Genomic DNA, 24,617 nt, shown 5'->3' on the forward strand with positions numbered 1-24,617 from the left:
TCACTCCTCTTCATATTTCACAATATAAGTTATCACTGCGGTACCAATATTGGTCACGCCCTTAGCTGTGCCAAACACAATGGATTCCACATAAGAATCCTGCGCCCAGTCATCGAGCCGATATTCTTCGGCCAAAACCTTCCGCACAGCCATAGCGTAATCCTCAACCAATGTCGTATTGGTATCGCCTTTTGCATTCGGACAAATAATCTGCAGGCCAAAAGTGGCTTCCGCAATCCGTTCGTCCTTGTCATAGGGACTGTATCGGACCTCATCACAGATGATGAAGCCCGTCAGCTCTTTGGGGAACGTCGCCCCCATAATCGATACTTTCCATGGAATATCCGGAACCCTGTCTTCCAGTATCGCCAACAGGGCATCCGTAATCCTTCTAAGCGATGCTGGTTCCATCATGCACGGGACAGGCGAATTATCCCGACACCACCTTTTCCTGCGCCACTTGTGTTCTCCACGGCAAAAGAAGCATAGTCAAGCTTTGCCTCAAGTTTATCGGCCAGCTCATTATAGAGCTTGTATTTTTGCAGATAGATATCATCGGAACGATTTCCATCCACCATGACCGTAGAGTCCGAGCCGACCATAGCCAGCGCCCTGGTTCTGTACGCAACGACCACGCCGAAACGCTTAATGATTTCAGAGCAGGGAATGGCAATTTCATCTTCTGCCAGCCCAAAGCCAAGTGCCAGCGTTTCCAGATAGCTGTTGGCATAGGTAATATCCGACTCCTCACAGGTCAGGATATTGTCCGTGGAGCAGTCCTCCACTGTGATAAACTCTAATGCCATATCCTCACTCCTCACCAGTTCCTTATCACATGGTTAAATCTCGACACAATGGCAGTTTCTTCCGCCTCCAGCGCATCATAAATAAATGGGTCTTCCGCTGTCCCCGGATGTTGTACACGCCGGGCAAAAGCAAAGCCGGAACCTGTCGGCCAGCGCAAAGCAAGCTTTCGCCTTGGCACGATGGTATGCGGCCTGGTGCCCTCATGCAGATAAATCGTTATCAGGCGGGTAGTTCCGACCTCACCGCTGACACCTGTTGCGGTAACCTGTACAGGAGAAGCTTCAATCGACCGTTCCGCTTCTCCCGTACGTGTCGTAAACCGATGATGAGCCCTTGCACGCTCCTGCACATCCCGTAAAGAAATCTGCATGGCCTGCTTCAGGTCTTTTTTCATCTGGTCATTGAGGTTCCGCAGCTGGCCAGCGACTATTCGTGCCTGCCTTGTGTCAATATGGAGTGACATGGCCTTATCTCAGGTTACAGGTCAGCACAGCCAAGGCATTCGGCTGCACCGTCACCGAACCATAGACCAGCTGGCCACGTACAGCATCCGAGAAGGTGCCTTCCAAGCGAAGTGCTTCTGTGCTGAGAATCTGCTGCGCGTAGGAAATGCCCTGTCGCGTGCCGGCCATTACCTTATACAGCGTGCCCTCGGTATTCGGTACGTTGTTGGACTGGTAAATGTCAAAACCTGCCGCCTGACCAATGAAACCATTCGCCAGTACGCTGTCGGTCTTGCTGGTGCCTGCTGCCACAAAGCGGGAATCCTTCAGCATGTAGGCATAGAAAGCCGGCGGCACCACGACAAAACGGCCCGTGCTCTGAACATTCTTTTCATCCAAGGCCGTACGCAGGTCAACCAAAGCCTCATAGGCCTTATTGGCAGACGTGATGCTCTCAGGCGTGGTATCATCGCCAATCGTATTAGTAACATCGGTGTAATGGGCAGCGATATGCTTATCTACCACATCGCGCAGTGCATAGGAGGCACGCGCCATGGCGCCATCGACCAAATTCACATTGGCCTGTACCTGGTCGATATCCTCCACCTTGAAGGCAAAATACTTCGCCTGGTCGATGGTCAGCGTCGTCGGCGTACCATCTACGCTTTCATACGTGATATTGGAGCCCTTAGTGTAGTTATTCACCGTGATATCGCCAATCTGATTGATTTTCACCGTATCGCCCTGATTGCGGATATCCCCTTCGTAGTCACGGTTTACGAGATTGCCATAAACCAAGGCTTTATCCAAGTGTTCGAGAAGGCGTGCTTCCCAAATCTGAGGTACAAAAGTAGAAATAGCCATTATTTGTCAACTCCTTTACTAATCTCGTCCCAATGAGCATTGATTTCCTCACGGGACATTCCCTTCAAATCCTCCATTGAATACTGCTTTTTGCCGCCAGTATTCATATTGGAGCCTGTCCCTGTCTGCATGTCGTTTTTGACCGCCCAGGGATTATCCTTCAGCCAACCGGCCACACCATCCTCCAAGGAAAGCTCTGTGTCACCATTGCGGTAAACAACCGTATCATCATCCTTCATGGAGATGTTATCGGCAATGACCTTCAGCATCGCCTCCGGATTGATGGCCTTTCCATTCGTAAGGGCTGCCATGGCCTTGGAACGGATTGCCGTCTGGACACGCCGGTCATGTTCTTCCTTGGCTTTCTTCTCAGACGCAGCATATTTGTCGGTCAGTTCCTTGACCTGTGCCTGCAGACTCTGCATCTGCGAACCGAGCTGTGCCGGGTCGCCGCCCTGCTGCTGAACAACCGCCAGCAATGCGGCAAGGTTCTTCAAGGACTCATCCACATTGCCTCCGTCACGGAGGTTCAGGGAATCCAGTACCTTGTTGCGCTCAATGCGGTTCTTGGCCGCTTCATCCCTGGTCTTGCTGATTGCTTCCTGCAAATCTGCAACCATGGCGCCGCCGTTTTCCGTCTTGCTGAGCGCTTCATAAATCTGTGCTAATGTGTATGCCATATTTATTCTCCTTTGCATTCAAAGCTTAGTTGATATCGCCGTTCTTTAACGCCTGCGGCCAGCACCTGGCTGAAAAAAGGCATGAAAAAAGCGAACAGAATCATTCTGCCCGCCTATATTTTGCTGTATATCAAAGTGCCGATTACGGCTACAATCACAAAAACCGCACATTTGATTAACAAAAACTGCATAAGCCCCATTGCTATATCGTTCACGAAATCACCTCGCAAAAGGTATGAAAAAAGCACCTACCTTCAAGATAAGTGCTTTGTGTATGTAAATTTAATCAGTCGAGGAGCTCAATGGACTCAATTTGTGATTCACGAAACACATAATATAATACATGACCATCGGATTTTGTCACATCTAAATCCAAGGAATTATACCCTGGCTCATCATCTTCTTCGTTATCGTAGTCCGGAGTAAATCCTGAAGCGTAACCAATCCATTTTTTCCCATTGGTATCAACCAGTTGGATGTGATGCCCCATCGCCTTATACATTTCATCATCCATTGCCATCAGTCTCCACCCCTTTCGGTACTAAATGAATTCCCTTATCACCAATATGCACAAAGCTATACTCAGATGATACTTCTCCACCATCTTTGTGAACCACTATACCCATAACCCCCGAATGATGGATTAGAATTTTTTTATCCCAATCACCTGCATTAGTTAATTTGATCTTACCATCTAGTAAAAGTTTTTGTATATTTAATGCAAACATAGCCTCTGGATCTGGGTAGTAACTCTTACCAGGAGCATAAATATCTGTGCCTTTTATATGAATTCGCTGACGGTCGGTAAAATCCTTTGTACAATAATCAGATTTAATGTAATCGCGAATTCTCTTCTCAAACACTCCGTCTTCTTCCCCAGCAATGCGCTTAGCAACATCCTCTATCTTTATTTTACCGTTTTTAAGATACGGCTTCAAGGATTCTGGCAAATCTTTTACACGACTTTGGAGCTTTTCACCAGAATAGCATCTTGCCCAGCGCGTCCATGAATCCTGATTCATCACAGCCTTATTACCCTGAACACCTAATATCTGCTGCCGATGATGAGCTGACTGCTGAAACAGCCATTGCCTGCCACCACCTTCGATGCGGTTCTTTGCTGTTTTCCCTTCCAGCTCACTGCTGAATACTGGCGCCAGATGACACAGACAATGCGGATGCACCGGTAGTTTAGGCGTTTCATCCTTGGGATAGATGCCATTCCCCAGCCCCCAAAGATTGGCATCTGCATACAGATTGCAAATATCAAACTTCGGATGCCGGGAAGACAGTTTCCACTGGTAGGCCACCACGCTTTCATCATGGCCATAGCGCTCGACAAAACCATCTGCCCATGCTCTCGCCGCCTCTGTCCGGGCAATGCGCTCGGCAATGTAGCGGCTTTTCTCTTCGATGGCCGTATGCACAGCACGCTGCATGGCTTTCTCTGAGCGTTCTGACACGGCAGTGAGCAGTTCACTATAGGCTGACTTCAAAGCCCGATTAGGAGCACCATCAGCGGCCAATTTGTCCACCTGCCGCTGCGCCCTGCGAACCATGCGCAAAAGGTAGGCTTCGTCTTCCTTGGTCAAATCCGACCGTCTGGCAAAATCAATGACCTTCTGCAAATACTTCGGTATGCTCTGCCTGCGTGTAACGGACTTGCCGCTATTGTAGCCATCGTAAAGTTCGCGGGCGGCAGTCATGGCATGATGATTGAGTTTTAACTGCTCCCTGATTGTCTGGACAATCCTATCCCGCATTTCCTTATCGGCACCATGCAGTTTCTCCGAAAGCGTCATGCCGGATTCATCCCAGGCCTGCTCCAAGGCAGATGGCAACAGGCTGATACTCTTTTTTGTACCCTTCTCATAAGCAGACAGCATTGAATTTCTTACCGCATCACCGACATAAGCCCCCACGCCCATAGCTTTCCACATGGCATCGACCTTGCCTTCCACATCATCATCGCCATGAAGGTTTGCCATCATCCATGCAGACATACCAGCGGCAAAGGTGCCAAAGTTCTTGGAGAAGGATTTCAGTATCTTAGAGATTGGACTTGCCATACCTCATCACTCCTGCGGTTCAGGTGGCTCAGCATGGAGCTCATCTTCATCCTGCTGCTGAAGTTCACCCACCAGCTCATCAAAACGTTCATCCGATATTCCCGGACAATATGCTGTGATAACCTGCTTCAGAACTTCTTCCCGAATGCCATTTGTAAGGCCAAGGTCCAGAACTGCCTGCGCCTGTTCAATCTGCGCAGCCACATCTACAACACCAAAATCGTTGGGGTAAATCACCGTATATTCTATGTCGCTATTCAGCCATGCTGCAAATAAATCCAGCACGGCTTTTTCCGCATCTTCACATTGGTGAGCAAAATTTGCCAACTGCTGATTGGTTCGCTCAAACTCCCACTGTCTTGCCACACCGCTGACATTGGACGGTGTCGAGCCAAGGACATAAGACAGATTGACCATGCGGTACATTTCCTGCACCAGCAGTGTAATCTGCTCCTGCAATGTCTTAGCCGGATCCGAAGACGGCGCAATGAAATCAGGCGTATGACTGCTGTCCGGAGAATAGCCCAGGGCATTGTTGTTGCCAATGGTCAGCTCCGTAGCGTCAAGGCTGGGAATCGTCAGCAATGGAAATGTCTGATTCCGCAGGATTTCCCCAAGCCATGAGCAATGGTTATACAAGGATACAGCCGTCTTGGCAATAGGCATAAGCTCCGGCACAGGTTTCATGGTTTTCTGCTCCAGCACCCTTGAAAACAAGGGAACCACAGGCACCCTGCCCAGATTATATGTCCCACTGGTAACCGGCAGGTCATCACCTTCAATCTTCCACGAATCCCTGCCATAGGTCGTATAGCGATAACTGGTCGCGCCATTGTCAATCTTGTTGATTTCCCGGAACTTGATGTAATTGAGATTGCCCATACGGTCCATGCCGTATTCCTGCACATCCTCAGGGGCCATGACATACACATAAGGGAATTTCCGCATAGCCAGCTGTTCGGCCTTGTTTCGTGCGGCACTATCCCCGAAATTATCCACCACGATAAACGACACACCATAGGTCTTGGCCATGATGGCTGCCCTTTTCATAAAGGCGCCAATATCCGTGCCATTGCCGTCCACATCATCCAGGAACGCTTCCACAAAAGACGATGCCGCACCTGTGTAATCCCGCAAAGGTTCTTTCTTAAATATCGGGTCCACCAGCGCATTGACGATTGGTGCAAAGTAATTAAGGTAATACGCATTTTTCCTGCGGAAGGTGTAATCGTCCTCACTTTCGCGTTTATGCTTGGTCAGATAACCACCGGTCTCAAAACCGCCAGTACCGAAATAGGCATCTTTCAGCAATGTATAGTTTTCCATTCTCTCACCCCCTTAGTAGTTAATCCGTTTAGCGATAATCTTATCCCGTTCCATCACGCTGTCCAAAGCATAGCGGCAGGCGTCAATGGAATGGTTATTCACGTCCGGATAGGCACTGATAAACTGTCCCTGCCGGTTCTGTTCATACTCATAGCTTACAAATTCCCGATAGGTATTCGGGCACCGGCGTTTGTCGATGTAGATTTTCGACCTGTCCTGCAGCCACTTCATACCAAAAGCAATGGAATCAGGCCCCTTCTTAGCGCCCTTTATTTTCATGCCAAGGTCTTGCAGCTCCTTGATGGATTTCGGCTCAGCACTATCTGCAGTTACCCAGTCACAGAGTTTGGGCTTTATCTTCTGATAGGCTGCCCGGTTCGTCAGCTTCTGCTGGTAAACCTCATCATAGATATATACGATTTCATGCTTTGCGTCGTAGTGCATGGAGACAAAAGCCAGCGGGTCAACAGCAAAGCCGAAGTCTAAGCCTTGATAAATATGGTCAAACTGCGCTATTTGCTTATCCGTCATGCGCATATCTTCCACATTATCGAACACAGCACCACCTGTACCGGTTACGTGCCCCAAGTATTCGTGCTCATAACTTCGCAGGTTCTTCACCTTGAGTTTTTCAGCTTCTGCAAAGAATTGCTCCCCCAGCCATTCCCTCGGTACACCTCTAAAGTCTGAGTGATGAACCAGCCGGTCGGCATCTTCCAGCAGCTTTTCCTCATTCACCCAGTTATTCTGCGACTTGGGCGGGTTAAATGAGCCAAACCACCAGTATGTATCGCCGCCACGCAAAAGCGACTGATTGAGGTTTCGGATTTCCTCCATACCGTCGAACTGGTCAAGCTCTTCAAACCAAGCTATCCCGATATAGCCAAAAGGCAGTTTTATCGACTTGATTTTCTGCGGATCGTCCACACCCATGAACAGGATTTTTTGGCCTGTCCTTTTGTATGTGATTTCATGCGGGGAAGTTTTAAATTTGAACTTTCTGGTCAGTCCCAGCCGGTCAATGGCCCATTGCATCTGGGGATAGACACTGTTTTTGATGGTGTTGCCCACCTTACGAAGGACGATCGCATGACACTGAGGATTTTTTTTCAACAACAGGGGAATTTCGATGCTTATGTGGGATGACTTGGTGGAGCCGCGTCCGCCTTCCTCCCAATAGTAGGTGTGTCCATGTCTCATAATGTCCTGGTGAACATCCTTGAAGTGTAGTGCCACTATATCAGGAAGATGTATTTTCGTTGTCATTCTCACACATCCAATCATCAATAATTACCACATCATCATTAGCAGCCGCCTGCTCATCCTCCATAGCTTTGAGGTCAGCTTCCAGCTTCTTGATACGGGCTTCCTGTTCTGCCACATCCATCTGACGCGGGAAACGCTTGAGGAGTTGCTGGGCGGCATTGAGTCGGTCTCTCGAAGAAATCCGTGTTTCAATGATACGAGCCTCACTTATACCATCGCCTGCACCTTCAACAACAACATTTTCGTCTGTGAGTTCTCCTCTCATTGCCGAGGTTAAGAACTCCATTATCTCGGCCATATCGGCAGTTCTCTCTGAATGGATTTCAGCCTGCCGGGCTTCGATTGCCTGTTTAATTTTAGGTTTTTTAAGGTTCTCAGCTCCAACAGCTCCTGCTGTTTTTTCGCTATACCCTGCCCGCTTTGCCGCCTCTGTGGCATTTCCAGTCTCAATATAGGCATCTACAAAGGCCTCTTGCTTTGGTGTCAGCTTGCCTTCTTTTTTCACATCGTCCGCCACCTCCTTCCAGTGCCTGCACATAAGAAAAAGGCCTTGGCTTTCGCCTTGACCTTTCGCCTCTGTCCTTCGTTTTTCGATGTTACTATTATCGCACATAAAGCAGGCAAAAACCGCACCAGATAGCCCACGTTTTTATCCCAAAAAATCAATTAAAAATAAACGGCTTATTACCACAGAAATGCCATGATTTTATTCTTTTGAGTTTTCCACAGAATTACCCACATTATCCACATAAAAAAGGCAGGGTGCAAAGTCCCTGCCTCATTCGTAAAATATGAATAAATTTTGTTGTCTTGGGAGTGCCTTATCCCCGAACATCATGAAAGCCATTTTCTTGATTGCTTTCCGTGACCTTTCGCGGGCCCATTTTTCAGTAAAGAACTTTTCAGTGCTCAGCTCTCCCCAGCTTTTATGTTCGATGAAATGGCCCTTTATCAAGAATCTATCATCCGGCTTTAATTCCTCGATGGCTCTATCCACCTTGCGAATTATCCGCTCAATGTTTCGGATGCTCTCCTTGTTCTTGATAATCATATCCGTGACTTTTTCCCTGCGGGCGGCTGCTGCTTCCACAGTGCTCAGCTCGGATGTTCCGCCCCCTGGCTGGCTGTCATACTTTGCGATGGGTGCCACAATTTCAGAATCTATAATCTGCTGCCATGTATCAATATCATCTTTGAGATTGGTGACTGTCACCTTGAACTGGCCATATTGTTTTAAGTATCTGCGTGTCGTTTCGATGTAATCGCTATACTCTCTCAAACTGTGTCACTCTCCTTTTCCGATAGAATGAAAACTTCACCTATATATTTTACTACTTTTCCCCCAATAAAGCCACACAGCAGGGCTTTCGCCCTGCCGCTTTTCATCATTTATTTTTACGAGCCGCCAGCTTTTTCTTTTCTTTGGCAAGCAGTTCTTCAAACTCCTTTTCCCTCTGCTTCATTTCCCTGTGTCTTTGCCTTCTTTTCAGAATATGCCCGATGGGCTGAATTCTTGAAGTAAGCCTTTTAATATCCATCAATCTTTCCTTTCCTTGCCTTTCATCAGCCGCCTTGCCTTACGTTCCTGCTGGTGGCGTTCGTGATATTCATATTCCCAGTCTCCCCATGCGGGAGAAGTTCTAATGATTTTATGGTGCTCTCTATCAATCTTAATCAATCTTCGGCCTCCAATTATCCTAATCACTCATTCGAAACAATGACTGCATCACCGGTCAGAATTTCTTTCAAAAATCCATCGGTCGGGTACCAGCGCTGGCAACTTTCGTCGAAGTATTCCATGCCTCTTTCGGTGAATCTCACCTGTTTTGCTACTTTATGAACATTCGACTCGACCATAAACGGCTCATTTAGCTCTTTTCCTTTAAGGGCTGCCACTTCATCCATGATGTTTACAGATATGTTTTTCCATTTTATTGATTGATCATTATTTGCAAAAGTCAATAATTTATCTCTCAAATATTCTCTATTGAACCCTCCGTATTTTGCCAATAAATCGATTACTATTTCCAGCTTTTTATTTTCAGTCATCCGAAATGCGCCTCCATTGTCTCGACTCCTTAATATCGGCTTCGTCAGCTGAATTAAGCATTGCTATGGCCATGCTTTGCACAGTCGTCTTTTTCAAAGCCTCCACATCGGCACCGGCCAGGCCGGCAATATGTTCCAAATATTTCCCCAGTGCCAGCCCCAACTCATACGAATCAAATTCCGTGCACTGCAGCTTTACATTTTCGCTGTCAGTAGTATCAATGACTAATTTCATTTTTCACCACTCCTATGTAATACCTCATAAATTCCATCCACGCCATCAGCTGGAGCCTGTCTCAGTTCTCTGTGCTTCCGTCCTGCTGAGCAATAAGGGCAGCTCCCATGGTTCCGGCAGGTCTTGTCGACTGCCTTTGCCCCATGATAGGGCTTGCGATGCTCTTTGCCGCTCTCAATGGCCTTATCCATGCTCATTCAAACAACGCCTCCTGTTTCACCGTCCGCCTTATCCAGCACCGCCGACCTCTCAGCAGTGGGCCCATAATATAATCAGCCTGGCACCAATCGCCTTTAATGCCTTTCAGAGTCACAAAGCCTCTTATGTCTGGGGAGAAATGCTGTGCTCCGTCTATCGTCAGGCGAAAATGCTCGATGGTATCATCGGAACTGTTTTCAACGATGAACACTTCGCCCAGCTCAACGCCTAAAATCTCCGCAACTTTGTCCATTACATTTTCGCCGCCCATGTCTTATCCTCCAATCTTCTTGCCTAGCCATTTATTGCAGGCCTTCGACTCATCCCGCTTCGTTTGGTTGCAATACTGGCACACGCCCATATCGGCATCCTCAATCTCCAGCTTTTGGTAAAAATAGCAGTTCCCGCAATAATCATCGACCTGCATCTTTGAGCCTTTCATGCTCCTGTGGTATCTCCCCATCAAATCATCCCTTCTTGATAACCTCAAAAACCTTGTAGAATTTTTGCACCGTTACCTCCAGATGGATGTCCTCCCCGAATTCAAGCCCCAACATATTAGCGCCGGTGGTCGATGGGCGGAATCTCCACAATTCGCCCTGGTGGTAATCAATCACTGCCGAACCAGTCGCACCATCGATAACAAACCGCCCATCTTCTTTTACCTTCGCAATTCCGCTCATTTATCTTTCCTCCTGTCCTCTTTTGCCGATACCACACACAAGCTCCACACGAAAATCATTGTTAAGAGTGAAAGGCCGTAACCTATCAGCCCGCCAACGATGATACCAATATAATAATCAGTCACGTTTTCTCAGCTCCTTTAGCAGCTTTTCTCTAAACTCGCGTTTTGTCATTCCCCTTTTGCGCTTCCCTTTCAGCCGGTTCAATGTATCGAAATATGCAATCTTGCTATATCCCAAATGGGTGGCGCTTTTATAAAGCTTTCTTTCGTTATCCTTCATGCTCAAGCACCTACCATAAACCGCCTCAGATACGATGGCATTATCGGTGAGTATGGGAGCGGCCCGAATTCTTCGGATAATCTTATTCCATGGTCATTGACAAACTGCCGAATTCCTGCCTCAGTTTTCCAGCCCAAATCTTTGATTATCTGGTCGAGGTTTTTCCGCTTGCCAATGTCCTTGATGATGATTTTCCATCGCTCATTCTGAACCAGTACACGCTTGTCAACCTTCGGCTTTTCCCTGGGCGGCTTGCGCATATACTTTGCATATAGGCCGTTCACGCCTTTCTTGTATGGGAGCATTCCATATTTTTTCATCATCTGGGGGCCATGTGCCTTGGTGAATCTTCGCATCGTATCTGAGCAGGACATTCCTGCCATGTTGGCAATCTCTACCATCGTATAGTTTTCCGGGCTGCCAAAGAGCGCCTGCATCATCTGCCATCGTTCTTTCATGGCCTCATCGCTTACGCAATTCCCGGCTTTTTCTTCTTTCCTAGCTTCGTCCTTTGGCTCCTTTATGGTTTCCACCCATCCACGAACATTGTAGGCAAAAAATATGGAGTTATCCTGCCTCGTAAATTCCACAGGCTTGCCGTCGTAGATGGCCACAGTCCCGGCCTTTCGGATGTTCTTTCTATGCGGGAACTTTGCCCTATAATCTTCCTCCGCCTTTCGGGTCCATACGACTAACATTTTGCTCAGGCCTCCTTCTTGAATCTCCTTCCTCCATCCCTTACAGCGTTCGACTTGTTGACCTCTACCATGATTTTTTGGCGCTCTGCCAGGTCTGCGCCGGCTTTGTTCATTGCACTGGTGATGGCAATAATAACATCCGTAGCCTCCCGAAGAAATCTCAGCCTATCTTCTTCCTTATGAGTGGCCTGCCATTTATTGGCTGCCTCCATCATTTCGGTCATTTCTTCCCATGGTTTGCTCATGAAATCCATGAAACTCCAATCGGCGTATAAATCCCCATCGCAGGGTTTCGGGAGTGCACACATAAGCAGGTGATTTCCACCGTTTTCATGCTTGTGCATGGATTTTTTAAGGCCCTTTTGTGCCTTATTGATGCGGTTCACTTTTCCCTCGATTTCCCCGCACCATTCGGAAATTGCATTGAAAGCAAGCCCTAAATAATAAACCTTATCGTCCAGATAATCAAACTCACGTTTCGCATCGAATTTATGCTGCTTTTTCCCCATTGTTTTTCGCTCCTTTTCCCTTGTTAATCACTGCATCCACCTTGGCGCAAAGCTCCGGAAAATCCATTACTTTTTCATCAAGCCTATTGCTCAATCCAATAACATAACCATAAGCATTCTCAAGGTGCTTTTTCTTAAAGCCGAATTCATCAAGCAATGCCATTAAAAACGATGAACTCATTTGCTGAATCACCTTAAATTCAATCTGCCGATAATGTCCGGCGTTCGGGTCTTTTTCCAGAATGTCTATGTCTAAATCCAGCTCGCTTTTAAGATACCCGGCTATTTCTTCAACACTCACATTTCCGGCAACAATGGCATCAAATTCGCTCTGCATCTTGTCCCGTAAGCGAAGGAGTCTGTCCCTGCCAAATCCATAACTCTCGTGCATCGTCATCAGAAAGCACGCCATGAGGTTGTGAATCGACTCCCTCCGGCACTTGTGGTCACGCTTTAGCTGGTTGACCATGCTCTCCTTGACCGCCTGCCGGGCCTGTCTGTACTCGCGAACTGCCTTCTTGTCACCAGTGTGGGCCTTCTTTTTGAGGTCCCTGCCTCTTTTCCTGGCAAAACTGCCCATTTTTTCCACCTTCCTGTTTTTGCCGTAGTCGGTTTATGTCTAAATATGCCCTCATTCTATCCAGAATCGTTTCTGAGGGGTGTCTGATACGTTTTAGGTATAACTATATACCCTGCCCTTTTTCTCCCCTCATTTTCCCACTCACAGATAGAGAAAATCGAAAAATATCACAAAATCCGCTTGCCCGTCTTGAGGTCTATGAGGGCTATCCTGCCCATCACGTCAAAACCTTCGTGTCGAAGAACTGCCCTCGCCTTAGCGCAAGCCCTTCTCACTCGTGCCCTGCGCTCATCTCGGTTGATGTTGGCTATCGCTTTTTGGGCTGTGGGGTCATTGTAGTGCTCGCCATTGTCCATGTCTGTCTCCCCTCCTGTCAGAGTTTTAAGCCTGTCTGCATGGTTTCCTTGACCTTGCGGATGATATAGGGGTCTGTTTCCTTCGCCGGGTCAATCTCTAAAGGCGTGATGGTGATTTCTGCCCTCGGATTGGCCTTGTCTATACCAGCTATCCGGCACCCATCTAGCGACTTAACAAGCCTGTCATCCTCGAGTATCCATTCCCGTTTGAGTGTCTTGGTGTGGTTCTTATGGCTGTACTCATCCGCGAGAATGTCCTGCGTGGCTTGGATAAGGCCGTTCAGGTCGGGATAGGCCCTGCGGTCTTGCAGGTAATACTTGACCTCCAGCGAAACAGGCCCTTCGAAATGCGGTAATGCTCCCCATTTCGCCCTCAGCAGTTCCAGATGCTTGTGGAACTGCTTTTCATAGGCCTTGTATGCCTTGCTGGGAAGGACCACCGCCCTCCCCATTACCAGTACAGGGCTGTTTTTCTTGGTGGCAGGCTGTCCCGGCACCTCAAAAGTAAACTCTCCATGCTTGTCTAACTTCACGCCTCTGCTCCTTTTTCTTAGCTTGCCAAAGTTCTACGCTGTGACTCGGAATTAAAAACCAGATACTGCGATATATTCCGCAGTCTGTCCATAATCCGCCCGGAATAAGTTCCTTCCAGTTCGCCCTTGCTCAAATTCGTTGTCACGATTATCGGCAACATTTTATTGTATCGCTCGGTGATGATGGAATTGACTTTTGACAGCACCCAGCTTTGGTCTGTGTTTTCGCTGCCTAAATCGTCGATAATCAGCAGTGGTGTGGAACGTATGCGCATTTCGTATTTCGCCCATTCTTCCCGGTTAAGTGACCGCATGGTGTAAAGATTATCAATCAGCGAGCACATGGGAACCAATAAGCCACTGTGGCCGTCTTTAATCCACTGTTGGAGAACTGCCACCGCCATTGTGGTTTTCATCGTTCCGTAATTCCCTGCAAGGATAAGCCCAAAGCCGTGCTCTAAGTTCCATTCAAGGTTTCTTGTCGCATATTCTTTCACGACTTCGTAATTTTTGCGGATATCTTCGTTATCCGGCAGGCCTCGTTTTTCGATATTCTCGAAGGTCACATTACGGTATCTTTTCATAATCCCGGCATTTTCCAGTTCCCTGATACGCTCCTGCTTTTCACGCCGCTTATACCAGTCATCTTCACCGCTGTCCTGCTCAGTCCCATCCGCTGGTTTCATTTGCCCATTTTGCTCTCTCTGCTTCTGCAGTGCTTTGTTTTTTATTTCTTCGAGCATTGCTCTGAGGTCGTCCGCCATTGTCTTTACTCCTTTCCGGTTTCTCTGCCTTGAATCCGTTTCGTTCCCAGGCTTCGAGAATGCTCTTGATGTACTTCACAGAATGGCCGTTATTCAGGGCCGTTTCTCTGATAGCCTCTGTCAGCCATTGCTCCCCATAGTGGTCAAGCAGGTCTGTGAGGGTGTCTGTCTCTATCTGCCCTGTGATGGGGTGGATGTTATCTTGAAAGAGGTCAAACACTCTGGCAGTGGCATCGTCTTTCTCAGCCAATTCCGTTTCTTCGTCCGGCTGATTTTCTTCTGGGGGACTATAGGGGGAACTACAACAACTACTAATACTTTTCTTTACTTTACTTTGTGGTGTTTTTGTATGCAGTAACTCCTTTTCGGCGGGGTTATTGTCTACAAAAACTACCGTTGAGTGGGGGTTATTGTATGCAGAAACCTGTTTAGGGGCTGAAATAAGTTTGACTTTTTTACTTTTGACGATTTTTTCCTTGTCCAGCAGGCAAAATTCATCAATCATTTTGATGCTCGACCTGCGTTCAAGCGCCATCAGATAACGGCTCTGGATACCATGAGAGGTTAAAATCTGATATTTTTCAAACAGTTTTTTGTCGAATAAGCCGATGTTTTTGCATACAGAAACTACCGTTGAAAGGGTGTTTTTGTCTACAAAAAACCTCCTTGAGTAGATACTGAGTTGAGTTTCTGTCCACATCATGTAGTAACTATTGCGGTAAATGGTGGATAAAAGCTTCACATATATCGCAAAGCCTTCCAGCCCTGTCTCGGCCTCCAGGTATAGAATCTTTTCATCCTCCGCAATGTCGGTGTCCAGTGGGAAATAATCAAGCCCCTCTTTTTGCGGTCTAGCCATGTATTTTCCTTTCCAGCAAGCAGGGCAAATGCCCCGCCCGCTTATTCTGTGTTTACATCAGGCTGGTTTGTCCATCGGTGCCCTGCTCTTTAATCTCCCCTGTTTCCGGGTCAACGTTGGCAGGTGGTACATCAGCCGGAACTTCCTCGGCATCCACAGTGATGACCGTTTCATCCGGTTCATCCGTCATGCTTTCGGAAATGTTGGTCTTGATGGTTTCATCACTGGCTACTGCCCGAACAAACTCGGTTTTGATGGGTGCATATTTGAGCGCCTGCTTGATGACTGTTTTCTTGGCCATGGCATCGAAATTCGTTGACCAGGGGCTGTAACTGGAGCCTGCCGCCTTGCTGTACTTCTTGGAGTGGTTCTTGATATCTTCCACGCTCATTACTGCAAAGCCGCTGCCGCCTGCCTTGGTACGGAACACCGCATAATAGAGAATCACTGCGCCTCTGTCTTTCAGGGCCGGTTTATGTTTCAGCTTTTCTTCAAGGCCCAATTCATACTCGAAATCATCATTCTCGCAAACTTCGTGAGCAGAAATGCTCGTGATTTCTCCGCTGCGGTAAGCAAGGTCGATTAAACCTTTGTAGCCTAATTGGAACTGACATTCAAGCTGGCCATGGTTTCGATAAGGAATGAGATAAGCCTGTCCTAACGGCGTATTCGGTTCCACGCCTAACTGAGCCGCCTGCATCATAGCGCCTAGGAAAGAATTCGGGGAACATTCCGCAAGCTGGGGATTGGTGCTCATGGCCGTTAAAACCATGCGGGAAAAACGCTCACCAGTAAGCACCGAAGGCAGTGCTTTTTCAATCTGCGGTTTCATCTGCATGACGAGCTGTTTAATGCTCGATGCCCCACCATTTGCAGTGGCTACTTTCCCCGCCTGTGCCTTCTGAATCATGCCGCCTTTTACTGTACCGTTTGCCATTTTATTTTCCTCCTCGTTTTATGCACTAAATCTGCGACTATCAGCAGATTTTTTACTGTATTTTTCAAACACATCCGGCAGGTCTTTTTTCAGCTTTTTGCTGTCAATCGTTACTCTGCCGTTGACGGTTTTCCATGTGACTTTACGCTCATTATCGCCCTCACCAATAATGCCGATTTCGTTATCGCCGAGCATAGCGCAGAGCTTGTTTTGAATATCCTTGGTTTGGAAATCAATATCGGATTTCAGCGCCTTCAATTCATCGAGGCGTTTCAGCAAATCCATGCTTTCCTGGGGGAGAACAATAGGCTCATTATTCCCGCCCTTATACATCTTTTTCAGTGAGTCAGTGGAGCTTTCGGAGCCATCAACCTCCGGCATGATGTGGTGTTGCACCTTATCCCAAAATGCAAATTCCATCTGTTCTAAAGCGGCAATATCATCGTCGTTTCGTTCTACCACCCACGAAACGAAATGATTACCACCGATAAGGCAAGCAATGTACCAGCGGGGAAAGCCACTCACCAACATATAATGCTGGCACTGCACATAGTAGTTGGGTGGGATGTCCCCTTCATCCCATGGTCCGCGCATGAATGCGTTAGAAGTCTTGCATTCAAGCCCTGCATCCTCACCGACAAGGAGCCGGTCAAAAGAGGCTGTCATAAATGGGTATTTGTTACTGCGGAACAGGCCACACTTGCGGACCTTCTTGCCTTCCCTGCGGCAGAATTCGTCTGCCACCACCTGCTCCAGAATGGTGCCGAAGTGGACACATTCGTTTTCGGAAATATCTTCCTGCTGAGATTGGCCGGTCTTTTCCAGCCAAAGCGTGTATTCGGATTTCCACGGGTTCACCCCGACGATGGCAGCGGCTTCACTGCCACCAATGCTGTCATTACGAACTTTGAGCCATGCCTCGCGGTTTTCGATTTCCGCAGCGGTCATAATCATGGTGCAATGGTCTTTTAAGCTCATCTTCTTTCATCCCTCTCTGCATCCATAAGCCAATCCATTGCCTCGCAATAAGCTTCTTCGTCTTTTTCCTGCTCGGCTTTCTCGGCCAAATAATCGTAAAGCCGGGAATCTTGAATATCATCATTTATCGTCATCAGCCTTTGCCTCCTTTCCGAAAATATGCTATAATGAGCTTGCGTTTCAAAGAGAATATAGCTCTACACAATGTTTGCTTGAGGATTTTGCGACTGTCATTCAAGCTCATGTGGAAAAGGTTCGGTTTTACCGAGCCTTTTTTGTTGTCCCAAAATCAGTGAAAGCGGCTTGCATTGCTGTGAACCACCTTTATTTTGGGGTACCTGTGGGGCCTGGGAATGTAGTTATCCTCGCATAGCTTGTCATCGTGACAAACTGGGGCCATACCGGAGCCTACCCAAATCAAATCGTAGGTTTCGCCAGCCTCGAATTCTCGGCCACATCTGAAACAGGTCGGCTTTCGCTTCCTCATTTGCCAGCATCGCCTTTCTTTACCCAATAGGTGATTTTGATTTCCTGGCCGGGGTGAATGTTCCCGGAGTTGCCATGCTGGAGCGCAGGGTTATTTTCGATGATGCCTTCCTCAAATTCGAGGATGTATCTGCGGCCCCCGGTGTTCTTTGGCAGATATTCCTCAGCAATGTGCCGCAGGGTATCGCCCTTTTTAACGACATATGTTTCCTCAATGAGTTGTTGGTCGCCCTCGTAGAAACCAGTCAAGAGAACTGCCGCCCCAATCAGCGCCGCCCCGCCGACAAACTTCTTTATCAACGACTCAAGCCGCTTTTTCCTGTCCTGCTGCTCCTTGATAAGCTCGTCCCATTCCCTATCTATAATCATTCGGTAACCTCCTCCCTATTTAATGCCTCCAAAATCTCCGGCTTGCTAAGCCCGGTCAGCTTGGCAAAGGCTTTCAAGTAGCAGCACCCGCGCCGGGGAGTTATGAACCCCTGCTTTTCGGTGTAGGCGTTGACCTTGGCCACAATACTGCCTGCCCGGGACCGCTTATAGCCGGTGACCGTCATCACATCTGCTATGCTTAGCAGGACTGTGCTTTTGAACATGCTGACCACCTCCTTCCATAGCTACTTATCTTTAAGTTCCTGACATTTGCTGCCCACCGGACAAATCTCCCGGCAGTAAGCCTGCAAAAGCTCGGGCGCATCATATTCTTTGGCCATGATAAGCAATTCATCACGATGCGGCTGGCGAAGACCTCGTTCAATCTGATAAAGCCTTGTGGAACTGATCCCCACAATATTCTCTGCGCTGGCCCGTGATTCAAAATCTGTGTCACGGGCGGCTGCCCGCATCCTGGCTTGGTAAAAAATGTTTTCGGAATCTCCGACAATTCTTGGCACGATTGAAAAACCTCCTTATAATTCCTGCGTATCGGCGCAGGAATAAATCTGTCCCTCCATGCTATAATCGCCTTGAAGGGAGATGCCTAGACTTATGCCGCAATCTCACCATTCAGCAACTTATCTGCAATCCGCAGCGCATCGTCCAGCAACCCTTTCTTTTCTAAGAACTCCGGCACGCTGGGCTTTTTCTTTAAGCCGTTTTCCTTCACATAGTAGGAAATGGAATTGCCGATACTGGTGCGGTATGCGGTATTGTATGCCGCCTTGAAGCGATGCCAACCTTCGCGGTAGGTCAAGCCGTTCTTTGCTGCATAAGCTTGAACCATAGCCACCAGCTTCTGCCGTTTCGTGCCCTCGGTACATACGCCATTGAGCGTGTCAATTCGGGAAGATTGGATTTTCTGCTCCTTGCGGATTTCCTCGGTGTCAAGTCGCAGGCGGGCAAGTTCGCGCTCCTGTCTCTGCAGGGCTTTGGCGCTTTCTACGAGAATATCAATCTGGGATTTCGGTTGCTCTTTCAGCTGCCGCTCCATTTCGTTGAAGGCCTCGATGTATTTGATTTTCCACTGCATCGCCTTGGCTCCAGTAAAGCCCATCACCAGCAGGCTGAATCCGTCGCGGTTCATTAGGTACATTTTGTAATGTTTACCAGTCCCCGCCGTATAGTCGGTTTCGTAAAACATGGAGCTCACAGCTGAATTTTCAGCTTTGATATTTTCAATAGACTGAATAACATTTTTGTGTTCCTTCCCGAACACTTCCGCTACTTTACGGGAATCCGTAACCACCTGCTCATTGTTGACTTGAACCAACTCATCAATATTGCTATTTGCTACTGTCATAAGTTTCATTTGTTAAACCTCACTTTCTGTTTTAGCAAGTTCAAAGGTATAAAAATGACTAATATGGCATTTTAACACCTGAGCTAGCATCGGAAGCTTATCAGCATTGAATTTATAGACTCCATGCTCGTACTTCCAATATACTGAACCATTGCTGAATCCTAATAATTTAGCCATATCCTTATAGGAAAGCCCTAGTTCTTTCCTACGTTCAGCAATATAGCTTAGATTAAAGCAACTCATATAATTACAAACCTCCTTTCTCGCTTTCTGTTTTAGAAAGTTTATGCTTACACTATATACTTTCTAAAATAGAAAGTCAAGTATTATTTTTCTATTTTAGAAAGAAAATGTTTCTAAGATAGAAATTTCCTTATAATAAAAGTTGACATAACAGAAAGAGGTGACTGCCATGATTATCGGTGAGCGAATTCGTAATATAAGGGAAGATGAGGATATACTTCAGCAGGAACTTGCTGACGCCGTAGGCATAAATGTGAGTGTTTTAAGTCGTATAGAGAAAGGTACTAGACAATTACGAGATGACGAACTAATAAAAATTGCTGATAAGCTAAACGTCTCAGTAGACTACCTCCTCGGCCGCACCGACGAGCCGCAGGGCACAGGCTTCCAGAAGGGCCTGCTGGGGGATATCAACGGAGACTCGCCCCTGGCGCAGAAGGCAAGGGAAGCAACGACCAATGGATGGTTACCCATGTCTAAAGCAGAAAACCCGGAAGCCGAAAAAGCCCTGGAATGGCTTGAAAAATATAATAAGCTCGATATCAACGACAAAAATACCATCAATAGCATGATTGACATTGCATTAAGAAGTAAGGAGAATAAACAATCTAATGAATGATAATACACGTGCTGATGATATAACCTTGACTACTGTGCGACTTGATGTGACGTACAAAGATGGCCATAAGGGGGCTGCCACTGCGTTCTTCTATGAATTCGATTTAACAAAAGGCAAAACAACGTGTTTGATTACTAATCGTCATGTACTCAAAGATGCAAGTACGATAGTTTCTAATGCACACCCCGCCATAGATTCTGAAGGCTATTTCCCTAATTTGGAATACTCTTGTGAATGGAAAGTTGATATCACTGAAAAGGGGCTCCTTTTCCATCCAGATAAATCGGTTGATTTGGCAATCATGATTGTAGGTCCAGCTATGGAGGAGCATTATAAAAAGGATGGTATAGTTTATTGTTATCGTGCTTTTTGCAAATCATCTTGCCCCACAAATGAAGAAATCCTACAAATTACAGTCATGCATGATATTGTTATGGTTGGCTATCCTAATGGATTGAGCGATGAAGCTCACATGATGCCTATTTGCAGACGAGGTATGATTGCCACATCTCCATTACTGAATTTCAACGGTGAGCGAGTTTTCCTTATCGATATTGCCTGCACACCTGGATCTAGTGGTTCCCCTGTCATTGCATATGATTCCATTTGGGAGAAACTTGAAAACGGGCAGTTACGAAAAATAGATCAAGCTAGACTTATTGGGATTTTCTCTGAAGGGAACACCACTATTGTACAAGGCGGAACAATTCCGCAAGATTCAAAAACACCTCAACCAGTGGCGGTTAGAGTTCCTTATGGTATTGGAAAAGTTATAAATTTTGAATGCCTTGATGATTTTGTTCCTCTGCTGGAAAAATTTTGTAAATAGATAAACTAATGGAGATGTTTAATATGGAATTAAAAAAGAGAACTGTTGAATTGGCAAATTTCAACTGTGTATTTGGCGATGAAAACGAACCTTTATTAGCCCACTTTTCAGATGTATTCTATCCTGCTATTACATCAGGCTATGATATAAAGTATAATGGAAATCATTATACTTTCGATAATATAAACATTTTTAATCATCCTGCTTTAGGGTATGTTTTGACTGGATTATTCATCAAGCAAACCGAACTTGAAATTCTATCACAAAAAGATCCTATCTCAGGAAAACTAATCAGCACAAACAAATCTATTCCTAGTGCGCCTTTTTCTATATTTGTTTTACTTTTAAGAAACCACCGTTTATTGTTTTTTAAAAATCAAAACGGAAGTCCTAGAACTACCACCCTAAAAACAATTTGCGAAAAAATGATTAGCAGATATTTAAGGAAAGTGAATTTAGGTGTTGACTATAATTCAAAATTGCCTGCTGCACACATCACCATAATCCCTTTGCCTTCACATTCGAGTTTAAAAGAACAGTTCAAGAATTTGAAACAAATAAATTCTATAGTCTATAAAATAACTCCATTGAACGGAGATGAGAATTTTAAATCTGATATGACTGATTTATTAAACCAAGTCAATAAATTAAAAGCAAGAGATGGCTCATGGAAGATAAACAAGCCTGAAGATAAAAATAAAGTTATTGAACAAATCGAAGATACGCGTGATTTAGCTCTAGCAACAGTCAGAGGCACTACACATAACGGGAATCCAATAATTTTAACTCCAGATAATTATTCTGAAAAAGTTCTTGTAAAACTCCCCGTTGAGTCAAGTCAAGAAAGCATTATTGAATCAATGTATAAAATAGCAACAGAACATACAGCACTGCTTGAAACTAGCGAAAACAATAAAAACATTTACTTTGAATCACAGGATATGATACAATCATTAATGAGGTGATTATGGTGTTTTTTGACAGTAAAAAAAGAAAAACTGCACTTGATTCGCTAAGTATAATTTTAAAAGAAAATACTTTTAATCGAGTCTTTATCGGATCTATAAAAACTTTTTCTTTTTCTTGGAGAAGATTTGTAATATTAGGCTCCATTAACTTTTTAATATTTTTCTCATCATCTTTTATATCTATAATAAATTTAGATAAGATATATAAATTTATAGACCGTTCAAATTCCATACTTTTAGCTCTTCTAGCCATAATCATAACTGGATATGCTTTATTTCAAGCAATGATTTCCAAAGAAGCATTGGCTATTTTAGCAGGTAATAAAGATGATGTCACCAACCAAAACAGCTTAAATAAAATGCAGCATTCTACTTTCATTACAATAATCAGTTATATTACCTTTATCACATTTAATTATATGCTATTATTATTTTTAGATCTCTTTAATATTAAATTTTTTAACGACATCACCATTTATTTACTACTTTCTCTTTATGGAACTGTTGCTACTTACTTGATTTTAGAAATGAAATCTTTTATTTACAATCTGTATCAAATTTTCACCATATCTTCATCCGCTCAGATTGTTGAACTACTAGACGAATTGGATAAAAGAGGGAATACATAATATGGACAATGTAATAATTTACAATGCTTGTGATGGGCAGACTAAAGTCAAGCTATATGGCAGAACTTGAAAAAGAAACGCCCTTAATCAAAGGTCGCAAGAAACCATAAAAATAAGCCGCCCCGAAGGGTGGCCATCTATCAATAATGCCCTTTGCATTGGGCAATCTCTATGGTGTTTTCTTTTACGCGGTATACGAGCCTGTTTTCATCATCAATCCGCCGGCTGAACCAACCCTGCAAATTATGCTTGAGCGGCTCGGGCTTGCCTATTCCTTCCAGTACACCATCGCGCTCTACGCTTTTTATCAGAGCATTTATCCGTTTTACAGTCTTCTTGTCTTCCAACTGCCAGTCAAGATATTCCTGCCATGCACGACCAGACCATTTTTTACACATCAATGAGCTCGTGCTCCTCTCCGCCGCCTGCTTCCAGTTCTGCGATTGATTCAGCAAGATATGCCTGGTTCTTTTTGCTATAGAACGGGTCAGCGGTTATCGGAAATGGAATCGAGCGTGTCCGTACCATTGCTTTCAGGAACATAGTGTAAGCGGTTGAAAGAGTCAGCCCCATTTCGGCGCATAATGCTTCTGCCTGTTCTTTAAGCATGGGGTCAACCCGCATTGTAAGTGTAGTTGCCTTCATAGTGAACCCCTCCTTTTAAGTTAATTATACTACATAAGCACTCACAATGTAAATACATATTATCACCTCTAAAAATAATTCCGGTGTATCGGCACAGGAATAAAATACTTGCACTCTGCTATACTTAATCACAAAGGAGCGTGATATAGCATGAGTGCATATAAAGATATGGAGCGTGGCACCTGGTATTGCCGTTTCCGCTATACCGATTATACCGGAGAGAAACACGAAACCACCAAACGAGGCTTTAAGACCAAAAAGGCCGCCCTCCAGTATGAGGCTGAATTCAAGGCACAATCCGGTGATACTGCCAAGCTGACCATGAATGCCCTGTGCGATGCCTATCTGAAGGACAGGAAGGTCAATCAAAAAGCCAGCACTTACAGGGGAACGGAAAAAATCATCAATTCGCACATCCGTACGGCTTTCGGCCGGCGCCCGGTCAATGAGATAAGCAAGCTGGATATCCGGCAGTGGCAAAATGACCTGCTCCAAAAGCAGGCGTATAACAACCGGCCCTATGCCCCCAGCACGCTGCGGCAGATAAATATTCAGCTAAATGCGGTCTTTAACTATGCCGTAAAATATTATGACCTTGCCAAGAATCCCACCAAGGTCGTGGATACCATTGGCAAAAGACAAAAGCGGCAGGCTTTTTGGTCCTTGGAAGAATTTTCCCAGGTTATCGCTCAGGTTGACAAGACGGAGCTGAAACTTGCCTATCTGCTGCTCTTTTACAGTGGAATGCGTATCGGCGAACTACTGGCGCTCTCCCCTGCCGATTTCGATTTTACAGCCAACACCATCCATATCAGCAAAAGCGTTATGCTTTCAACAGGTAAGGTGACCACGCCCAAAACGCCGTACAGCGTCCGTATGGTACCTATGCCACCCGCCCTGATGAAAGAGGTGCAGGACTTTATAAATCGCTTTATGGAGCCGCCTGAACGGATTTTCATATACTCGCAGAGAGTATATCGTGACTATCTGAAACGATATGCCATCAAAGCAGGCGTGCCGCCCATCTACGTTCATGACTTGCGGCATTCCCATGCCAGCTACCTCATCCATAACAATGTTCCCGTTACCACCATAAGCCGCCGTCTGGGACATGCCAATGCCAGTGTTACCTTGTCGGTTTACTCCCATATGTATGAGGAATCTGCGGGCAATGTTGCGGTCATGCTCGAAAAAGCATTTATTTGTGGTCAAAATGTGGTCATAGACGAGAAATAAAAATCAGAAACCCTTGTAAATAAAGGGCTGACGAGAAAAATACAAGAATACCATATTTATTAACGGCGTTATTCAGGCGATATCCCCCACAACACTGCCGTTCTTTAACTC

Annotated in this window: 42 protein-coding genes; 5 read left to right on the plus strand and 37 right to left on the minus strand. The window is 45.9% G+C overall.

Annotation, left to right across the window (positions count from 1 at the left end; genetic code table 11):
• The 35 genes from G598_RS0102240 to G598_RS0102420 all read right to left on the minus strand — a co-directional run bounded on the left by G598_RS0102240 (nucleotide 1) and on the right by G598_RS0102420 (nucleotide 19,580).
• Nucleotides 1–414 carry a hypothetical protein gene (locus G598_RS0102240; RefSeq protein ID WP_026765568.1) on the minus strand — a complete coding sequence of 138 codons (414 nt, stop codon included), beginning with the start codon at nucleotides 412–414 and terminating at the stop codon, nucleotides 1–3.
• The gene (locus tag G598_RS0102245) at nucleotides 411–806 is read right to left on the minus strand and encodes a hypothetical protein (protein ID WP_037362957.1); all 396 of its coding nucleotides are present in this window, start codon (nucleotides 804–806) and stop codon (nucleotides 411–413) included. The genes G598_RS0102240 and G598_RS0102245 overlap by 4 nt, the downstream gene beginning before the upstream one ends.
• 11 nt (nucleotides 807–817) lie before the next feature.
• Nucleotides 818–1,270 (minus strand): hypothetical protein, encoded by a 453-nt coding sequence (locus G598_RS0102250; RefSeq protein WP_026765570.1) that lies wholly within the window; start codon nucleotides 1,268–1,270, stop codon nucleotides 818–820.
• 4 nt (nucleotides 1,271–1,274) lie between these two features.
• Nucleotides 1,275–2,114 (minus strand): major capsid protein, encoded by an 840-nt coding sequence (locus tag G598_RS0102255; RefSeq protein ID WP_026765571.1) that lies wholly within the window; start codon nucleotides 2,112–2,114, stop codon nucleotides 1,275–1,277.
• Entirely contained in the window at nucleotides 2,114–2,794 is a 681-nt protein-coding gene (locus tag G598_RS0102260; RefSeq protein WP_026765572.1) for a hypothetical protein, read from the minus strand. The genes G598_RS0102255 and G598_RS0102260 overlap by 1 nt, the downstream gene beginning before the upstream one ends.
• Before the next feature lie 286 nt (nucleotides 2,795–3,080).
• Entirely contained in the window at nucleotides 3,081–3,314 is a 234-nt protein-coding gene (locus G598_RS0102265; protein WP_157833247.1) for a hypothetical protein, read from the minus strand.
• Complete coding sequence (locus G598_RS16785) at nucleotides 3,301–4,863, minus strand: polymorphic toxin type 50 domain-containing protein (RefSeq protein WP_071837936.1); 1,563 nt, start codon at nucleotides 4,861–4,863, stop codon at nucleotides 3,301–3,303. The genes G598_RS0102265 and G598_RS16785 overlap by 14 nt, the downstream gene beginning before the upstream one ends.
• 6 nt (nucleotides 4,864–4,869) lie before the next feature.
• Nucleotides 4,870–6,189, minus strand: coding sequence for a hypothetical protein (locus tag G598_RS0102275; protein ID WP_026765574.1), 1,320 nt, complete (start codon nucleotides 6,187–6,189; stop codon nucleotides 4,870–4,872).
• 12 nt (nucleotides 6,190–6,201) lie between these two features.
• Nucleotides 6,202–7,455: a PBSX family phage terminase large subunit gene (locus G598_RS0102280; RefSeq protein WP_026765575.1), complete on the minus strand. Its 1,254-nt coding sequence runs from the start codon at nucleotides 7,453–7,455 to the stop codon at nucleotides 6,202–6,204.
• Complete coding sequence (locus G598_RS0102285) at nucleotides 7,430–7,960, minus strand: terminase small subunit (RefSeq protein WP_037362961.1); 531 nt, start codon at nucleotides 7,958–7,960, stop codon at nucleotides 7,430–7,432. The genes G598_RS0102280 and G598_RS0102285 overlap by 26 nt, the downstream gene beginning before the upstream one ends.
• A gap of 273 nt (nucleotides 7,961–8,233) precedes the next feature.
• Nucleotides 8,234–8,734 (minus strand): hypothetical protein, encoded by a 501-nt coding sequence (locus G598_RS0102290; RefSeq protein WP_026765577.1) that lies wholly within the window; start codon nucleotides 8,732–8,734, stop codon nucleotides 8,234–8,236.
• Between the two features lie 106 nt (nucleotides 8,735–8,840).
• On the minus strand, nucleotides 8,841–8,996 hold the full coding sequence (locus G598_RS19650) for a hypothetical protein (RefSeq protein WP_157833248.1): 156 nt from the start codon (nucleotides 8,994–8,996) through the stop codon (nucleotides 8,841–8,843).
• Nucleotides 8,993–9,133: a hypothetical protein gene (locus G598_RS19655; RefSeq protein ID WP_157833249.1), complete on the minus strand. Its 141-nt coding sequence runs from the start codon at nucleotides 9,131–9,133 to the stop codon at nucleotides 8,993–8,995. The genes G598_RS19650 and G598_RS19655 overlap by 4 nt, the downstream gene beginning before the upstream one ends.
• Nucleotides 9,134–9,156: 23 nt before the next feature.
• Nucleotides 9,157–9,504: a hypothetical protein gene (locus tag G598_RS0102310; RefSeq protein WP_026765578.1), complete on the minus strand. Its 348-nt coding sequence runs from the start codon at nucleotides 9,502–9,504 to the stop codon at nucleotides 9,157–9,159.
• Nucleotides 9,497–9,739 carry a hypothetical protein gene (locus G598_RS0102315; RefSeq protein WP_026765579.1) on the minus strand — a complete coding sequence of 81 codons (243 nt, stop codon included), beginning with the start codon at nucleotides 9,737–9,739 and terminating at the stop codon, nucleotides 9,497–9,499. The genes G598_RS0102310 and G598_RS0102315 overlap by 8 nt, the downstream gene beginning before the upstream one ends.
• Nucleotides 9,736–9,936 (minus strand): hypothetical protein, encoded by a 201-nt coding sequence (locus G598_RS16790; protein ID WP_037362965.1) that lies wholly within the window; start codon nucleotides 9,934–9,936, stop codon nucleotides 9,736–9,738. The genes G598_RS0102315 and G598_RS16790 overlap by 4 nt, the downstream gene beginning before the upstream one ends.
• Nucleotides 9,933–10,208, minus strand: a complete 276-nt coding sequence (locus G598_RS0102325; protein ID WP_026765580.1) for a hypothetical protein — start codon at nucleotides 10,206–10,208, stop codon at nucleotides 9,933–9,935. Before G598_RS0102325 ends, G598_RS16790 begins: the two co-directional genes overlap by 4 nt.
• Before the next feature lie 3 nt (nucleotides 10,209–10,211).
• Entirely contained in the window at nucleotides 10,212–10,379 is a 168-nt protein-coding gene (locus G598_RS19660; RefSeq protein WP_157833250.1) for a hypothetical protein, read from the minus strand.
• Between the two features lie 25 nt (nucleotides 10,380–10,404).
• Nucleotides 10,405–10,620 carry a hypothetical protein gene (locus G598_RS0102335; RefSeq protein ID WP_026765581.1) on the minus strand — a complete coding sequence of 72 codons (216 nt, stop codon included), beginning with the start codon at nucleotides 10,618–10,620 and terminating at the stop codon, nucleotides 10,405–10,407.
• Nucleotides 10,617–10,745: a hypothetical protein gene (locus tag G598_RS20330; RefSeq protein WP_272867091.1), complete on the minus strand. Its 129-nt coding sequence runs from the start codon at nucleotides 10,743–10,745 to the stop codon at nucleotides 10,617–10,619. The genes G598_RS0102335 and G598_RS20330 overlap by 4 nt, the downstream gene beginning before the upstream one ends.
• 159 nt (nucleotides 10,746–10,904) lie before the next feature.
• Nucleotides 10,905–11,600: a hypothetical protein gene (locus G598_RS0102350; protein WP_026765582.1), complete on the minus strand. Its 696-nt coding sequence runs from the start codon at nucleotides 11,598–11,600 to the stop codon at nucleotides 10,905–10,907.
• Nucleotides 11,601–11,605: 5 nt separating this feature from the next.
• The gene (locus G598_RS0102355) at nucleotides 11,606–12,109 is read right to left on the minus strand and encodes a hypothetical protein (RefSeq protein ID WP_026765583.1); all 504 of its coding nucleotides are present in this window, start codon (nucleotides 12,107–12,109) and stop codon (nucleotides 11,606–11,608) included.
• Nucleotides 12,090–12,698, minus strand: a complete 609-nt coding sequence (locus tag G598_RS0102360) for a hypothetical protein (protein ID WP_211221462.1) — start codon at nucleotides 12,696–12,698, stop codon at nucleotides 12,090–12,092. Before G598_RS0102360 ends, G598_RS0102355 begins: the two co-directional genes overlap by 20 nt.
• A gap of 158 nt (nucleotides 12,699–12,856) precedes the next feature.
• A complete protein-coding gene (locus G598_RS0102365; protein ID WP_037362968.1) occupies nucleotides 12,857–13,045 on the minus strand; it encodes a hypothetical protein in 189 nt (62 codons plus the stop codon).
• A gap of 17 nt (nucleotides 13,046–13,062) precedes the next feature.
• Entirely contained in the window at nucleotides 13,063–13,578 is a 516-nt protein-coding gene (locus tag G598_RS0102370; RefSeq protein WP_026765586.1) for a RusA family crossover junction endodeoxyribonuclease, read from the minus strand.
• Between the two features lie 17 nt (nucleotides 13,579–13,595).
• Nucleotides 13,596–14,264 (minus strand): ATP-binding protein, encoded by a 669-nt coding sequence (locus G598_RS16795; protein WP_051179824.1) that lies wholly within the window; start codon nucleotides 14,262–14,264, stop codon nucleotides 13,596–13,598.
• Complete coding sequence (locus tag G598_RS18415; protein ID WP_051179825.1) at nucleotides 14,242–15,201, minus strand: Lin1244/Lin1753 domain-containing protein; 960 nt, start codon at nucleotides 15,199–15,201, stop codon at nucleotides 14,242–14,244. The genes G598_RS16795 and G598_RS18415 overlap by 23 nt, the downstream gene beginning before the upstream one ends.
• A 52-nt stretch (nucleotides 15,202–15,253) precedes the next feature.
• Nucleotides 15,254–16,138 (minus strand): recombinase RecT, encoded by an 885-nt coding sequence (locus G598_RS0102385; protein WP_026765587.1) that lies wholly within the window; start codon nucleotides 16,136–16,138, stop codon nucleotides 15,254–15,256.
• A gap of 18 nt (nucleotides 16,139–16,156) precedes the next feature.
• A complete protein-coding gene (locus G598_RS0102390; RefSeq protein WP_026765588.1) occupies nucleotides 16,157–17,116 on the minus strand; it encodes a YqaJ viral recombinase family nuclease in 960 nt (319 codons plus the stop codon).
• Nucleotides 17,113–17,250, minus strand: coding sequence for a hypothetical protein (locus G598_RS19670; RefSeq protein ID WP_157833252.1), 138 nt, complete (start codon nucleotides 17,248–17,250; stop codon nucleotides 17,113–17,115). Before G598_RS19670 ends, G598_RS0102390 begins: the two co-directional genes overlap by 4 nt.
• Nucleotides 17,251–17,599: 349 nt before the next feature.
• Nucleotides 17,600–17,971, minus strand: a complete 372-nt coding sequence (locus G598_RS0102400) for a LysM peptidoglycan-binding domain-containing protein (protein WP_080656919.1) — start codon at nucleotides 17,969–17,971, stop codon at nucleotides 17,600–17,602.
• The gene (locus tag G598_RS0102405; RefSeq protein ID WP_026765590.1) at nucleotides 17,968–18,195 is read right to left on the minus strand and encodes a hypothetical protein; all 228 of its coding nucleotides are present in this window, start codon (nucleotides 18,193–18,195) and stop codon (nucleotides 17,968–17,970) included. Before G598_RS0102405 ends, G598_RS0102400 begins: the two co-directional genes overlap by 4 nt.
• A gap of 21 nt (nucleotides 18,196–18,216) precedes the next feature.
• Nucleotides 18,217–18,492, minus strand: coding sequence for a helix-turn-helix domain-containing protein (locus G598_RS16805; protein WP_051179827.1), 276 nt, complete (start codon nucleotides 18,490–18,492; stop codon nucleotides 18,217–18,219).
• Nucleotides 18,493–18,584: 92 nt separating this feature from the next.
• Entirely contained in the window at nucleotides 18,585–19,346 is a 762-nt protein-coding gene (locus G598_RS18420; protein WP_051179830.1) for a Rha family transcriptional regulator, read from the minus strand.
• Between the two features lie 3 nt (nucleotides 19,347–19,349).
• On the minus strand, nucleotides 19,350–19,580 hold the full coding sequence (locus G598_RS0102420) for a helix-turn-helix domain-containing protein (RefSeq protein WP_026765591.1): 231 nt from the start codon (nucleotides 19,578–19,580) through the stop codon (nucleotides 19,350–19,352).
• Nucleotides 19,581–19,749: 169 nt separating this feature from the next.
• Between G598_RS0102420 and G598_RS18895 the strand changes: the two genes are divergently transcribed.
• Genes G598_RS18895 through G598_RS0102440 form a run of 4 tightly spaced genes read left to right on the plus strand, consistent with a single transcriptional unit; the run spans nucleotide 19,750 to nucleotide 22,625 of the window.
• Nucleotides 19,750–20,199 (plus strand): helix-turn-helix domain-containing protein, encoded by a 450-nt coding sequence (locus tag G598_RS18895; protein WP_071837937.1) that lies wholly within the window; start codon nucleotides 19,750–19,752, stop codon nucleotides 20,197–20,199.
• Nucleotides 20,192–21,028 (plus strand): S1 family peptidase, encoded by an 837-nt coding sequence (locus G598_RS0102430; protein WP_026765592.1) that lies wholly within the window; start codon nucleotides 20,192–20,194, stop codon nucleotides 21,026–21,028. The genes G598_RS18895 and G598_RS0102430 overlap by 8 nt, the downstream gene beginning before the upstream one ends.
• Nucleotides 21,029–21,051: 23 nt before the next feature.
• On the plus strand, nucleotides 21,052–21,993 hold the full coding sequence (locus G598_RS0102435) for a hypothetical protein (protein WP_026765593.1): 942 nt from the start codon (nucleotides 21,052–21,054) through the stop codon (nucleotides 21,991–21,993).
• Between the two features lie 2 nt (nucleotides 21,994–21,995).
• Nucleotides 21,996–22,625 (plus strand): hypothetical protein, encoded by a 630-nt coding sequence (locus tag G598_RS0102440; RefSeq protein ID WP_026765594.1) that lies wholly within the window; start codon nucleotides 21,996–21,998, stop codon nucleotides 22,623–22,625.
• 140 nt (nucleotides 22,626–22,765) lie between these two features.
• Here the strand turns inward: G598_RS0102440 and G598_RS0102445 are convergent, their stop codons facing one another.
• Together G598_RS0102445 and G598_RS0102450 are read right to left on the minus strand one after the other, a co-directional pair.
• The gene (locus tag G598_RS0102445) at nucleotides 22,766–23,023 is read right to left on the minus strand and encodes a Txe/YoeB family addiction module toxin (protein WP_026765595.1); all 258 of its coding nucleotides are present in this window, start codon (nucleotides 23,021–23,023) and stop codon (nucleotides 22,766–22,768) included.
• Nucleotides 23,016–23,270, minus strand: a complete 255-nt coding sequence (locus G598_RS0102450; protein ID WP_026765596.1) for a type II toxin-antitoxin system RelB/DinJ family antitoxin — start codon at nucleotides 23,268–23,270, stop codon at nucleotides 23,016–23,018. The genes G598_RS0102445 and G598_RS0102450 overlap by 8 nt, the downstream gene beginning before the upstream one ends.
• A gap of 150 nt (nucleotides 23,271–23,420) precedes the next feature.
• Between G598_RS0102450 and G598_RS16820 the strand changes: the two genes are divergently transcribed.
• On the plus strand, nucleotides 23,421–24,506 hold the full coding sequence (locus tag G598_RS16820; RefSeq protein WP_051179832.1) for a site-specific integrase: 1,086 nt from the start codon (nucleotides 23,421–23,423) through the stop codon (nucleotides 24,504–24,506).
• Nucleotides 24,507–24,617 lie beyond the last annotated feature (111 nt).

This window comes from Selenomonas ruminantium subsp. ruminantium ATCC 12561 (genome assembly GCF_000424065.1).
Classification (GTDB): domain Bacteria; phylum Bacillota; class Negativicutes; order Selenomonadales; family Selenomonadaceae; genus Selenomonas_A; species Selenomonas_A ruminantium.